This window comes from Bacillus sp. 5mfcol3.1 (genome assembly GCF_900114335.1).
GTDB classification, from domain to species: Bacteria; Bacillota; Bacilli; order Bacillales; family Bacillaceae_G; genus Bacillus_A; species Bacillus_A thuringiensis_S.
This window is the reverse complement of the sequence record NZ_FOST01000002.1, coordinates 825536-838052: the sequence shown is the minus strand read 5'-3', so window position 1 is coordinate 838052 and position 12517 is coordinate 825536. Positions and strand designations below refer to the sequence as shown.

Sequence of the window (12517 nt, the reverse complement as noted above, 5' to 3'; positions counted from 1 at the left end):
CTTTATTCTTTCATTTGTATGTAAATGTCTAAAATCACTCTATACGAGCGTTACTTACACCTCATAACAAAAAGTTTTTTGGAACCTTCAATAAAGCGGAAGTTTTATTTTCTATTCCCTTTCCACTTTACATATTGGCTTAAAAATGTAATTGCCTTTTCAATCACTTCTTCGTCTGGTTTTAATTTTGCATGATGTAAACCATATTCTGAATTTACTCCAAGCCAAAACATAAATCCAGGGATTTCTCGAAGCATATAACCAAAATCTTCACCTGTCATTGCCTCAGTACATGTAATAACATTCATATCTGTTTGTTTATGTACAAATTGCATAAACTCTCTTGTTAACTCTTCATGGTTATATACTTGATGATACATTGCTCCGTAATCTATAATCGCCTCACACTGGAAAGAAGCTTCGATACCTGCAACAATTGCCTCAATTCTGCTTTTCACACGCTTCATTGATTCCACTGATAATGTTCGAATCGTTCCTTCTAAACGAGATTTTTCTGCAATAATATTTTGAACCGTACCACCTGTAATTTTCCCGATTGTAATTACTGCACTATCAAGAGGATTTACATTGCGACTAATAACGGATTGAAGCTGTGTAACAAGATGACTTGCTGCAACAATCATATCATTTGCAGTATGCGGATAGGCAGCATGGCCACCTTTCCCTTTTAAATCAATATATAATTCTGAAGTATTAGCAAATAACAGTCCTTCTTTCGTTGCAATTGTCCCTACAGCGTATTCTGGTGCAATATGAAGACCAAGAATTATATTTGGTTTCCATTCTTTTAACTCTTCACTTTCTAACATAGGAAGAGCACCGCCTGGTCCTTCTTCTGCTGGCTGGAATAGAAATACAAGGTCATCATCTATTCTTTCGCTCACAGCTTTCGTTAGAAGGCCTAAACCGATTGTTGTATGTACATCGTGGCCACATGCATGCATCATTCCTTCATGAATAGAAGCAAACTCATATCCAGTTTCCTCTGTAATTGGCAGACCATCTATATCTGCACGATAACCTATTATTTTTTCTGGATTTTTTCCATTTACTTTAACGATTACACCCGTTTTCCATGTCTTCACTTCCACAAATTCAAGAGAAAGTGTTCCTATATAATCTAAAATATACTGTTGTGTTTTCCATTCCTTAAATCCAATTTCCGGAATTCTATGTAGATCTCTACGAATTTGGACAAATTTGCTTACTGTCATTTTTGCACCTCTATCTATAAAAAGCGTAAGAGCCCATTTACGCTCTTACGCTTTTTTTACTTTTTATTTCTCTGGGTTTAATTGACGAAGCTCTTGTTTAATTTCTGTTTTTGCTTTTGTCTTCTCATCAATTTCTTTAATTACACGTGCTGGAGTACCTGCAACAACTGTGTATGGAGGCACATCTTCTGTTACAACAGCTCCTGCTGCTACAACTGCACCTTTACCTACTGTAACACCCTCTAAAACAACTACGTTTGCACCGATTACTACATCATCTTCAACGATAACTGGTTTTGCAGAAGGTGGCTCAATAACACCTGCAAGTACAGCACCTGCACCTACGTGACAGTTTTTACCGACTGTTGCACGTCCACCAAGTACTGCGTTCATGTCGATCATAGAACCTTCACCAATTACAGCACCAATGTTAATTGTTGCATTCATCATAATTACAGCGTTGTCACCAATTTCAACATGGTCACGAATAATAGCACCTGGCTCGATGCGAGCTTTAATACCTTTTAAATCAAGCATTGGAATTGCAGAATTACGACGATCGTTTTCTACAACATAGTCAACGATGTGCTTATTATTCTCATCAAGAATTGTCTTAATTTCAGACCATTCTCCGAATAATACACCTGATTTTTTATTCACAAATGCTTGTACTGTTTCAGGGAATGTTACTTCTTTTAAATCCCCTTTTATGTATACCTTTACAGGAGTTTTCTTTTCACTTTTTTGAATAAACGAAATAATTTCGTTAGCGTCCATCATTTTCATTCTTGTTGCCTCCTAAATCCATTTATAATGTTACTCTACCAAACGAAAGAGCGAGTAGCAAGATAATAATCTTATTTTTCCCTTTGAATTTCTTCTATAATTTCTAAAAATGCTTGTACTTGCTTCAACTGCCTTGCCGAGTCACTTGTTAACAACCATGTTTCTCTCGTCAGTTGAACAGGTGTTTTATACATATTTTCCTGTACTTCCTTTAAAACAGTAGAAGGTAAAAGGGCGTAACCTATACCATTTAAAACAAGTTGTTTGCATGTTTCAATTTGGTCAACTACAATCGTTCGCTTAGGCGGATTAGAAAATAAACCATACCACCAATTTTGTATTTGTCCATAATAAGTTGAGTCACTTTTAAATTGAATGAACGGTCTATTTGTTTCTTTTAGCATCGAAATATCTTTTATTTCTTTATCAACTAAATACAGTTCATCTTCAAATAATTGTTGCTTTTGACCTTTATATTCTTGTGTTCCCCTCAGTATAGCAACATGAACGTCTCCTTCATAAAACTGCTTTTGCACTTCACTACTCCATCCAGTAAACAGCGATATCTTTACAGAAGGATATTTATGCACAAACTTTTTCAAAACAGGAGGGAGCCAATATTGACCAATAACTGATGCAACAGCTATTTTTAAAGTTCCATGAGTTTCCGTTCTAAAAACAGCTAGCTCACTTTTTATATCCTCTTCCTTTTGCAACATTTCTTTGGCATAATTTGCAACTTTTTCCCCTTCAGGTGTAATTGTCAATCCTTTTTGTGAGCGAATAAAAAACTTCATTCCCCATTGTTTCTCCATAGATTGTAATCGTTGACTCAGCGCAGGTTGTGAAACAAATAAACGTTCCGCCGCTTTTCTCATATTTGATTCCTGAGCTAACACAACCATCATTTGAAAATCATCAATTTGCAACTTTCTCCCTCTTTCCTTAGCTTCCATACACCTTATTCCATTAAGCTTTCATTCAGAAAATACAATTTTTCAGCGCAAACTTCCCTTATGTTTTATGTCTTTTTTAATATAATACATACACAAGTGATATGCACGAAAAAAAAGTGACTTCTTCGTTTCTATGAAGTCACTTTTCTCACGTTATCGATTATGTTGCCTTACTTTCTTATTCAACAATTTTAAAATAGCCCGACGTGTTAAAATCCCCTCAAAATAGCCTTCTTCATTAACAGCGCAAATAAAAGGATGATCAATTGTCATTTCTAAAGCTTTTGCAAATGAATCTTCTAATTTAAGAAAAGGTATATCTTCCTTCATCACCTGCTCTACTTTCATATCATCAAGTCTTTCAAACTCAATACGCTCTAATCCTAACATACCATCTAATATCATGGCCGTACTAATCAAACCATGTAATTTATACATTGGATCTAAGACAGGTATCGCCGAATATCCAGATTTCACAAGAACGAGTAAAGCATGTTCTAAACCATTTCCAATTTGGACATGAGCTACTTTTTCCGATGAAATCATTAAATCCTTCACAAGAATTTGTTGAAATTCGTCTTTCGGAATACTAATCATATTACATCCCCCATTTTCCCTTTTTCCTGCTTATGTTCATAACTCTATTCACATTTTATGACAGCGTTTTCATATTATTATTTTGTCCTAAATTTATTTCAATAAAAATACAATCACACAGCTATTTTAGCATACAGCACAAAAAAAAGACTACCATTCCGGTAGCGCTTAATACCCTTTATTTTTTAATCTGTAAAATAACCTTGTGATTTTTTTATATTGCATCACATCTGTCTGTTTCAAACCATTCTCAATGTCCGTAAGTTCCACAGCTAAAATTTCACTTGCATAATTTTGCTGAAATAAAATATCTAGTAGTAAACTTTCTTCTTCCTTCGTTAAAACAACTTCCCTTTGCATATACCCCTCTCCTTACACTCGCATCGTTACTCACTCTTATTATATAAAAAATTTAACCTATTTAATAGATGTAATATTCAGTTTTCACCAAAAGATATGTAGCAATTATAAACATACAAAAAATCATTTCGTATATCGATTTGCATAACTAAACGCCGCATAAGCATCCGGCTTAATTTTTGCAGTTAATCCCATCGCTCGAATTTTTTCTGTCATATCTAAAATAAATTCTCTTGTTAAACCATCATTCCCAATGTCTAAATGAATTTCCATTATGAATCCAGCCCCATCTTGAGCATAAGGATGCAATAACTCCCATATTGTTTGTATATGAGTAGGCGTAAATAGACATGCGATTTCTTGACTAAACTGCGTTTCTAAATATATTTTCTCACGTAAGGTCGCTGGCTTATCTTTTACTGATCTATGGTGTAAACAACCCCAGGCACCTTTTCCAACACGATGAATATGGATTGCTGTAATAAACCTCGTATCCTTTTGATGCGCTTGCGAGTCTGTCCCAATGGATAATCGATACAAATTTCGCGGATCCTTTTCAATGAAACTACAAATACGGTTAAAGACCATATCAAAATTTAAATGTCTCTCTGAAACATTGTAAAATTTATGTGCACCGTCCACAGAGTCACGTCCTTTCAATTAGACAGACTTTTCGTATTCTCATTGTATGGGACAAAAACTAAAATTATAACTTCCTATCCTTTATTCGTTTCAATATTTCGAATTACAAAGTGACAAACTTGACACGTATAAATTACATTTTGATTAGATTGAGCCGTTAATACATGAATAATCTCAGCAGAACTTTGACAATTAGGACAAATCACAACTGGTAAACGTTCCATACGATAACCTCCTAGTTATATTTCTCCCGCTATTTGCAGAACCCAGCAATTGTGAGAAGTTTAGCTTCACATATTCACCCGGTTGACGGGACTACTTATCCACATGGATAAGCAAACTTGCACGGATTAAATTTTCATTTTAATACCATTGTAGGAAAAATAAAAAACTTCTATACATTACGCTGGAAAGTAATAGAACTAAAAAAGGTACTGCCATATGGCAGTACCTTTTTTATATGTATCAAGAAATGATATCGTAAATCTCAATTGCAACCATGTCGATATTATCGAATTGGTACACTTGAGGTTTTTCACCTTGTTGATACACTTCTAACTCATACATTTCACTTTTATCGAAAAATTTCACGCTACATTTGCGCTCACCGTTCACTTCAAAATAGCGTTGTGCTACTTCACCGCTTTCAGCTTGTTCTTGTAGACTAACAAGTCGAGTTAAAATTCCTTGGAGTAGAGACATGAAATCTCTCCTTTCTCTGATCTTCCTACCAATAGGTTTTACAGCTATACTCATTCTATCCGTCATAACAGAAAAAATGTTCCACACTCTAGGATAAAGGTTATTAGCCAGAAACTCAACTAAAATTTGTCGAAATGCGAAGGAAAAAACAGAAAGAACATATTTCCCCTTCTTTATTGCGGTTTTTATACTGGAAGAATATAATAAAAAACAGAAAAAGGGAGGAATTACAATGAAAAAAATTGAGGTTTATACACAACCTGATTGTCCGCCATGTGTTATTGTGAAAGAATTTTTGAAGCATAATAACGTTGCATATGAAGAATTTGACGTAAAAAAAGACGCTGCTGCTCGCAACCGTCTTTTAAGCGACTATGATTCCTATTCAACTCCAACAGTCGTAATTGATGGCGAAGTAGTTGCAGGTTTTCAAATTGAAAAGTTACAACAACTACTCAATATAGAATAGGAATAGGTAAATACCTATTCCTATTCTTATCCCGCTGTTTGTAGATAGTAAAACTCCCACTAATTAAAAGTTTCACTTTATAATTGTTGCAACCTTTTTATTTCAGTTAAAAGTTCCTGACTTTCATGATATCCTGCTAACTTCCATTTATCTTGATCCCTTTTCAATGTTACAATTTGATATTGTCCACTTTTTGTCCGCTCATATACATATAAATTTTTATGCTCTTGATCATACGACATTTTCGTTTCTGAATTAAAAGAAAACGGTGCTTCTTTTGCCGGAAGTAAATATTCACCACTTTGTTTATCACTTCTGCTATTTTCATCTGTAAATACTTGAAGGAAATTATCTGTAAAATACGGTGATAACGTCTCTATCATCTTATTCATCGGCAAATGCTTCCCACGAATTGAAAACTGGGTTTCATAGCCTTTTTGTATCGTTGTAAATACTTCTTTCCGATCAACTTCCACTTCCTCTTTCCCTAAAACAGTCGTAACACTATAACCAACTAGAAAGGCAACACATACAAATAGAACAAGCCATATTCCATATTTCCTCATTTTTTCACCTTCCTTTTAAAAGAACTTGTCTTTGTAGTATTCATTGTAACAATGATTATGCAAAGAAAGGACAGATTTCGTTCGTAAAATCTTTACAACGATAGACAGCATTTTCATCACCTTTTTCACTATTACCAATTTATGATAAAAACAAACAAAAAATGCACGAATCTCTTCGTGCATTAAAATAAAACATCTTCTTCATATAAATACTCATATGATAAATCTATAAATAAAAAGTTGTCATCATCTATTGGAAAAGAAAATGTTCGTACCATTTCGCCCGTTTCGATATCTGCATATAAATCTGAAAGCCTTGCCTTATTCTCAAAACGCATTTTCATGATATTCTCGAGAAAATACGGGCGCCAACTCCAGTTCTTCATATAATAATCCGGCATCACAATCCATTCTCCATCTTTTTTCATAACATTTCCTGATTGTTGGAAACCATCTTCATTACAAATAAATATGCGAAAACTATACTGTGATACACTTTGACTAAATTGTAATAACCAATCATTGATATCTTCATTCTTTTTTTGTTTTGATAAAACATCGCCAATTCGATCGCGTAACATCTCTGTTAAATTATAAATTTTTTGTAACTTCTTCTTTTCATGCTGAATAAACTGATGACATTCATTACCAAGTCGCTCTTTCAAAACATTCGTTTCAATAAAATCAGGTAAACATTCTTTCAAATAATTACCTTGATAATATCTTCCACCGTTTTTCCAAGCATATTGCAATTGATAAAAAGCATCTATTTCTTCATATAACAAGGTTGCACCAATTCTTCTAGCAAGTAATGATAAAGAATATAAAATATCTTGATAAGATTGTAAAAGTGCTGTTTGCCTTAAGTTCGTTAAATCTACTTTTAAAATATCAGGTGCTAACACGCTAATACGCTCTAAATTACTTGTGCCCGTTCCGACCTTATTAATCGAAATTTGAATACCATATGTACGATAATACATAAGCAAATGATTAAATTGCTCTATATCTTCTTTACATTCATGCTCTGTAATCTCTAAAACAATTTGTTTTAAATTTAAACCTTGTTCTTCATACCTCAATAAAAGTTGAAGCAAGCTTTCATCATCATCATTCATTAATACATTAGCATTCCGATGTATAAATAATAATAATTTTTGATCGCTTTCTAAATAACGATTTAAAGCTTTTTCTACTATAATATTATCCGCTTCCAGTTGAAATTCACTTGGAATCGAATCATCGTGAAAGAAAGAAGCTAAACTTTGTATGCCCTCTTCTGTTTGAATACGTCCTACTACTTCATATCCAATTACAGTATGCTCATCAGCACTAAAAATAGCTTGATAATAAGGAAGGACTTTATCCAAGTTACTCATTACATCTAATGCATCTATCAACGTGCTTCCCTCCCTTTACTTTTCAAAAATTATAACATGATATTTACGGAAAAATAATAAAAAATCCCTTCAGTTTTCCTGAAGGGATTAGAGGGGTAAAATGCTAAGGGGAATTAGCAATTCTACTATGAAGAAAAAAGAGGTCTTAAATATAACGTATATATGACCTCTTGTAAACACTTTTCTTTCATATGTCACAATTCCGTCACATTTAACCATAAAAAAATGAATCAAACATTCATTTTTTATCCCTTTTAAAATGGATATTGATGTAAATGTTGTCCTCCATCCATTGTCATGCAAGTTCCATTTATGTACGCCGCTTCATCTGAGCATAAATAATAAGCTAGACCAGCGATTTCTTCTGGCGTACCCAGCCTTCCAAGCGGAACACTTTGTATCGTACGCTTAGCCATTTCTTCTGAAATCCATAATTTATCAGCACCGCCCGTACGTTCAATTGGTCCTGGCGCGATAGCGTTAACTCGTATTCCATATTTACGCCCCCACTCAACAGCGAGCGTCTTCGTCATCGCTAATACCCCTGCCTTCGCTGCAGCCGAATGAATCACTCCTGGACCTGCATCCCATGCATACGTTGCTACCATGTTAATGATATTCCCTTTTATACCTTTTTCAATCCAATATTTTCCGACAGCATGACTACAGTAAAACGTACCGTTTAACACAATATTAATGACTGAATTCCAGCCATTCACAGATAAATCTTCTGCTGGACAAATAAAGTTTCCAGCTGCATTATTTATTAAAACATCAATTCTACCAAACTTCTCATCAATCTGTTCAATCATTTTCTGAATGTCATCCGTATTTCTTACATCCATTTGTACAGGTAATACTTGCCCTGGAAATTGTTCAATTTCCAACTTTGTTTCCTCTAGTTTTTCCTTTGTACGTCCTGTAATAACAACTCGTGCCCCTTCTTTTGCAAAACGAGTCGCCATTCCTTTTCCCATTCCACTCGATCCACCTGTTATAATAACTACCTTTTCTTTCACATACATCCCCTCCAAAAAATGAATACACATTCATTTTATCACTTTATTTAATAGAAATCTTTATATTTTTAAACTTTTCTGATATTTTAGCGTAAAGAACTTTCTTTTTATTCATTTTTTTTCGTAATCTATACTACTTTTTTATTATGTAAAGTATATTTTAAATAAACTGAAAGGAGATTTGAGTAGCCTATAAATGGAATAAAAACATTGAGGTATACTCATATTTTTATGAAGCACATTACAAGAAGAAATTTTTTAAAAATTGGTATGCGTACTTGTCTCTATTCATTTATAACCAGTAGCATCGGATACTACTATGCTAAATATATAGAGCCCCATTTCATTTCTTTTACACAGCACACATTAAAATCACAACTCATCCCAAAAAGTTTTCATGGTATGAAAATTCTTCAATTCAGCGATTTACATCTCGGATACTATTTCTCGCTTCAACATTTATCTAAAGTTGTTTCTAAAATTAATGCTGTAAATCCAGATATTGTCCTTTTTACCGGAGATCTCATTGATAATTATCAAACGTATACTGACACTCCTTTCGTTGCATCCATTTTAAAAAATATACAAGCCCCCTTTGGTAAATTCGCTATTTATGGTAACCATGATCACGGTGGATATGGAACTGAATACTATGAGCACATCATGCGTGAATCAGGATTTGAGCTATTGCTCAATAGTGAAAAAAGAATTCGCTTAATGGATAATAGTGAAATTTCTATTTTCGGTCTCGATGATATACTATTAGGCAAACCAAAAATAGAGAAAACATTAGAGCATGCACGGCAAAGTACTTATAACATTGTTCTTGTTCACGAACCAGATATCGCGCCCAAAGTTTCTAGATATCCAATCAACTTGCAACTTTCTGGTCATAGTCACGGCGGACAAGTACAAATTCCTTTTTTAGGAGCTATTATTACACCTTCACTCGCCAAAGACTATATTGAAGGCTTCTATACAATTCAGGATTTAACTCTCTATGTCAATCGAGGCCTGGGAAGAACACGTGTCCCATTTCGTTTTATGTCAAAACCTGAAATCACAATTTTCACACTCCAACATTCGTAATAATTCGCCTATTTTCTTACATATCCTTTCTTGTACGCGCTCATCCACGTTTTGTTTACCATATGATAAAAGTGAGTCCAATAAAGGAGGTATGTTCATGTATCCATATTATCAACCAATTCCAGTCCGTTCAGCACCTATTGGTCCAGTAGGCGACTCACGCTTCTTCCCGTTTTTTGGCGTTCCCTTTCTAGCTGGAATTGCTGGTGGATTGCTCGGCGGAGCATTAGCTTTCGGCCCTCGACCATTTTATCCACCTTATCCACCACCTTTCCCGCCGCCAGCACCTTATCCTTGTTACGGTGGACCATGTCAGCAACCATACTATTACTAAGTTAAAATAACGATTCTTTCAAATATTATTCTCTCAACGAGCCATCTCATTACACGCTTATAATAAAACTATTGTTTCTACTCATCCTTCCATTTTTGGAGCATATGAGTAGAAAAAAGTAAAAACCTCTTATTGACATAAGAGGTTTTTACTTTTTTCATTATTCAGCGTCTGTATTTTGATATGCCATCTTAAACAACTTCACTTGGCTATCAATTTCTTCTGTACTACTATTAATAACATAATAGTAATCACCATCTTTATTTTGTTCACGTGTTTTCACATTATCAGCTAATGTAAGCTGTAAAATCGCCTTAATTCGTGCCTTCATTTCAATATCTAATATCGGGAAAGATATTTCCACTCGCTTCTCCATATTTCGCGTCATCAAATCAGCTGAAGATAAATATATTTTCTCCTCCCCATTATGATGGAAATAATAAATACGGCTATGCTCTAAGTATCTTCCAACAACACTAACTACACGAATATTTTCACTTACATTTGGAATGCCAGGTCTTAAACAACATGTCCCTCGAACAATGAGCTCTACCTTTACTCCAGCTTGTGATGCTTCGTACATTTTTTTAATTAATGGTTTATCTGTTAATGAATTCATCTTAGCGATAATATATCCATTTCCATATTGCCTATGATAACGGATTTCTTCATCTATTAAATCTATAAATTGCTCTCTTATATCAAATGGAGCAACCGATAAATGATGAAAATGTGGCTTTGTTGTATAACCACTTAAATAATTAAAGAAATTGGTTGCATCAACCCCAAAGTCTTTTCTTGATGTAATATATCCAAAATCAGTATATAACTTCGCTGTTGCATCATTATAGTTTCCAGTTCCAAGATGTACGAACCTTTCAATTTTTCCGTTTTTTCTTCTTACAACTAACGTAATTTTACTATGTGTTTTCAAGTGACTTACACCGTAAATAACATGACAGCCTGCCTGTTCTAATTCTTTAGCCCAATGAACATTGTTTTCTTCATCAAACCTTGCCTTTAATTCAACCAATACCGTCACTTGTTTTCCCTTTTCAGCCGCTATCTTTAACGCCTGAATAATCGGTGAATCACCACTTACACGATATAACGTTTGTTTAATCGCAAGTACATTCGGATCGTCTGCCGCATCACGAACAAAATCAACTACCGGCTGAAAGGATTCAAAAGGATGATGTAATAAAATATCATGCTCAATTGCTTTTTCAAATACATCTTCTTCATCACCTAAATCTTGAGGCGGTTGCGGAATAAGAGCTGGATATACAAGATGTTCATATAAAGGAGCTAGTTTTTTATATAAAGAAAACAAACATGTTAAATCTAATGGACCATCCATTATATATACATCTTCATCTTTTACTTCCAGAACCTCATATAATAATGCTAATACTCTTTCATCAATGTGTTCTTTCCCAACCTCTAAACGAACAGCAGCCCCCCACTTACGCTTTTTTAATTCTTTTTCAATTACCTTTAATAAATCTCTCGCACCTTCTTCATGAATCGTTAAATCTGCATTGCGTGTAATACGGAAACGAGTAACAGATGATACTGTATATCCCGTAAATAATTTATGAGTAAAGCTACTAATTACGTCTTCTAATAAAATAAATTTATGCTTTTGCCCTTCGCTCGGTAAAATTATGAAGCGCTCAAGTAATGAAGGAACTTGCACAATTCCTAATTTCGTCCTGTTTTCTTCTTCCGCTTGCTTCTCATCATATAAAAGAGTAGCCAAATTCAAACTTTTGTTTAATAACATTGGAAATGGGCGATATGCATCAATAGCTACAGGAGTTAACACCGGAAAAATTTGCTCATCAAAATACTCTTCTATAAATTCTCGCTGCTCTTTCGTCAAATCATTGAATGTTAAACGTTCAATTCCCTCTAACTCAAGCGCTGGTAATACATAATTTTTAAATGTATCATATTGTACTGTCATTAGTGCATGGGCTTTTATCGCAATTTTATTTAATTGCTTTTTTGGTGTTAAGCCAGCTTTATTTTCTGGTTGATTAAATCCAGCACTCACTTGATCCTTTAATCCCGCTACACGTACCATAAAAAATTCATCTAAATTCGAACTAAAAATACTAATAAATTTCAATCTTTCCAAAAGTGGATTATTTGCATCTTGCGCTTCTTGTAAGACACGTTCATTAAATGCTAACCAACTTAACTCTCGATTATTGTAATAAGCTGTATCATTTAAATTTACTGCATTCCCCTTCAATAATTCCATTCTCTTCACACTTCCCCTTGAAACTTTTTTACTATAATTTAGTTACTTTTATTTTAGCAAATTACAATATTATAAAGTGTAATTTTTTTGTAA

General features: G+C 34.1%; 15 protein-coding genes. 3 read left to right on the top strand and 12 right to left on the bottom strand.

Features of this window, described 5'->3' with window-relative positions; genetic code table 11:
- Positions 1 to 104 precede the first annotated feature (104 nt).
- The 8 genes from BM089_RS13830 to BM089_RS13795 all read right to left on the bottom strand — a co-directional run bounded on the left by BM089_RS13830 (position 105) and on the right by BM089_RS13795 (position 5278).
- The gene (locus tag BM089_RS13830; RefSeq protein WP_000218677.1) at positions 105 to 1235 is read right to left on the bottom strand and encodes an N-acetyldiaminopimelate deacetylase; all 1131 of its coding nucleotides are present in this window, start codon (positions 1233 to 1235) and stop codon (positions 105 to 107) included.
- 63 nt (positions 1236 to 1298) lie between these two features.
- Complete coding sequence (dapD, locus tag BM089_RS13825) at positions 1299 to 2021, bottom strand: 2,3,4,5-tetrahydropyridine-2,6-dicarboxylate N-acetyltransferase (protein ID WP_000783241.1); 723 nt, start codon at positions 2019 to 2021, stop codon at positions 1299 to 1301.
- A gap of 71 nt (positions 2022 to 2092) precedes the next feature.
- Positions 2093 to 2977, bottom strand: coding sequence for a LysR family transcriptional regulator (locus tag BM089_RS13820; RefSeq protein WP_002094125.1), 885 nt, complete (start codon positions 2975 to 2977; stop codon positions 2093 to 2095).
- A gap of 153 nt (positions 2978 to 3130) precedes the next feature.
- Positions 3131 to 3574 carry a cyclic-di-AMP-binding protein CbpB gene (gene cbpB, locus BM089_RS13815; RefSeq protein ID WP_000623573.1) on the bottom strand — a complete coding sequence of 148 codons (444 nt, stop codon included), beginning with the start codon at positions 3572 to 3574 and terminating at the stop codon, positions 3131 to 3133.
- Between the two features lie 168 nt (positions 3575 to 3742).
- A complete protein-coding gene (gene abbA / locus BM089_RS13810) occupies positions 3743 to 3934 on the bottom strand; it encodes an antirepressor AbbA (RefSeq protein WP_001188692.1) in 192 nt (63 codons plus the stop codon).
- A 123-nt stretch (positions 3935 to 4057) separates the two neighbouring features.
- Complete coding sequence (locus tag BM089_RS13805) at positions 4058 to 4576, bottom strand: ribonuclease H-like YkuK family protein (RefSeq protein ID WP_000348490.1); 519 nt, start codon at positions 4574 to 4576, stop codon at positions 4058 to 4060.
- A gap of 74 nt (positions 4577 to 4650) precedes the next feature.
- Positions 4651 to 4800, bottom strand: a complete 150-nt coding sequence (locus tag BM089_RS31085; protein WP_000440540.1) for a hypothetical protein — start codon at positions 4798 to 4800, stop codon at positions 4651 to 4653.
- A gap of 241 nt (positions 4801 to 5041) precedes the next feature.
- Positions 5042 to 5278, bottom strand: coding sequence for a YkuJ family protein (locus BM089_RS13795; RefSeq protein WP_000055151.1), 237 nt, complete (start codon positions 5276 to 5278; stop codon positions 5042 to 5044).
- 232 nt (positions 5279 to 5510) lie between these two features.
- On the opposite strand from BM089_RS13795, the gene BM089_RS13790 reads away from it, so the two are divergent.
- Positions 5511 to 5747 (top strand): glutaredoxin family protein, encoded by a 237-nt coding sequence (locus tag BM089_RS13790; RefSeq protein ID WP_090977161.1) that lies wholly within the window; start codon positions 5511 to 5513, stop codon positions 5745 to 5747.
- Between the two features lie 77 nt (positions 5748 to 5824).
- On the opposite strand, the gene BM089_RS13785 is transcribed toward BM089_RS13790, so the two are convergent.
- The 3 genes from BM089_RS13785 to fadH all read right to left on the bottom strand — a co-directional run bounded on the left by BM089_RS13785 (position 5825) and on the right by fadH (position 8732).
- Complete coding sequence (locus tag BM089_RS13785) at positions 5825 to 6313, bottom strand: DUF3993 domain-containing protein (protein ID WP_001233805.1); 489 nt, start codon at positions 6311 to 6313, stop codon at positions 5825 to 5827.
- Between the two features lie 182 nt (positions 6314 to 6495).
- A complete protein-coding gene (locus tag BM089_RS13780) occupies positions 6496 to 7713 on the bottom strand; it encodes an EAL domain-containing protein (RefSeq protein ID WP_000564307.1) in 1218 nt (405 codons plus the stop codon).
- Between the two features lie 254 nt (positions 7714 to 7967).
- Positions 7968 to 8732: a 2,4-dienoyl-CoA reductase gene (fadH, locus tag BM089_RS13775; protein WP_000660913.1), complete on the bottom strand. Its 765-nt coding sequence runs from the start codon at positions 8730 to 8732 to the stop codon at positions 7968 to 7970.
- A gap of 231 nt (positions 8733 to 8963) precedes the next feature.
- On the opposite strand from fadH, the gene BM089_RS13770 reads away from it, so the two are divergent.
- The gene (locus tag BM089_RS13770; protein WP_030027732.1) at positions 8964 to 9821 is read left to right on the top strand and encodes a metallophosphoesterase; all 858 of its coding nucleotides are present in this window, start codon (positions 8964 to 8966) and stop codon (positions 9819 to 9821) included.
- Between the two features lie 97 nt (positions 9822 to 9918).
- The gene (locus BM089_RS13765) at positions 9919 to 10155 is read left to right on the top strand and encodes a hypothetical protein (RefSeq protein WP_000283738.1); all 237 of its coding nucleotides are present in this window, start codon (positions 9919 to 9921) and stop codon (positions 10153 to 10155) included.
- 160 nt (positions 10156 to 10315) lie between these two features.
- Here the strand turns inward: BM089_RS13765 and BM089_RS13760 are convergent, their stop codons facing one another.
- Positions 10316 to 12424 carry a polyphosphate kinase gene (locus tag BM089_RS13760; protein ID WP_000421677.1) on the bottom strand — a complete coding sequence of 703 codons (2109 nt, stop codon included), beginning with the start codon at positions 12422 to 12424 and terminating at the stop codon, positions 10316 to 10318.
- Positions 12425 to 12517: the final 93 nt, after the last annotated feature.

Coding starts and splice junctions, on each gene's coding strand:
- BM089_RS13830 (WP_000218677.1), bottom strand. CDS start 1,235: ATGACAGTAAGCAAATTTGTCCAAATTCGTAGAGATCTACATAGAATT.
- dapD (WP_000783241.1), bottom strand. CDS start 2,021: ATGAAAATGATGGACGCTAACGAAATTATTTCGTTTATTCAAAAAAGT.
- BM089_RS13820 (WP_002094125.1), bottom strand. CDS start 2,977: ATGGAAGCTAAGGAAAGAGGGAGAAAGTTGCAAATTGATGATTTTCAA.
- cbpB (WP_000623573.1), bottom strand. CDS start 3,574: ATGATTAGTATTCCGAAAGACGAATTTCAACAAATTCTTGTGAAGGAT.
- abbA (WP_001188692.1), bottom strand. CDS start 3,934: ATGCAAAGGGAAGTTGTTTTAACGAAGGAAGAAGAAAGTTTACTACTA.
- BM089_RS31085 (WP_000440540.1), bottom strand. CDS start 4,800: ATGGAACGTTTACCAGTTGTGATTTGTCCTAATTGTCAAAGTTCTGCT.
- BM089_RS13795 (WP_000055151.1), bottom strand. CDS start 5,278: ATGTCTCTACTCCAAGGAATTTTAACTCGACTTGTTAGTCTACAAGAA.
- BM089_RS13790 (WP_090977161.1), top strand. CDS start 5,511: ATGAAAAAAATTGAGGTTTATACACAACCTGATTGTCCGCCATGTGTT.
- BM089_RS13785 (WP_001233805.1), bottom strand. CDS start 6,313: ATGAGGAAATATGGAATATGGCTTGTTCTATTTGTATGTGTTGCCTTT.
- BM089_RS13770 (WP_030027732.1), top strand. CDS start 8,964: ATGAAGCACATTACAAGAAGAAATTTTTTAAAAATTGGTATGCGTACT.
- BM089_RS13765 (WP_000283738.1), top strand. CDS start 9,919: ATGTATCCATATTATCAACCAATTCCAGTCCGTTCAGCACCTATTGGT.
- BM089_RS13760 (WP_000421677.1), bottom strand. CDS start 12,424: ATGGAATTATTGAAGGGGAATGCAGTAAATTTAAATGATACAGCTTAT.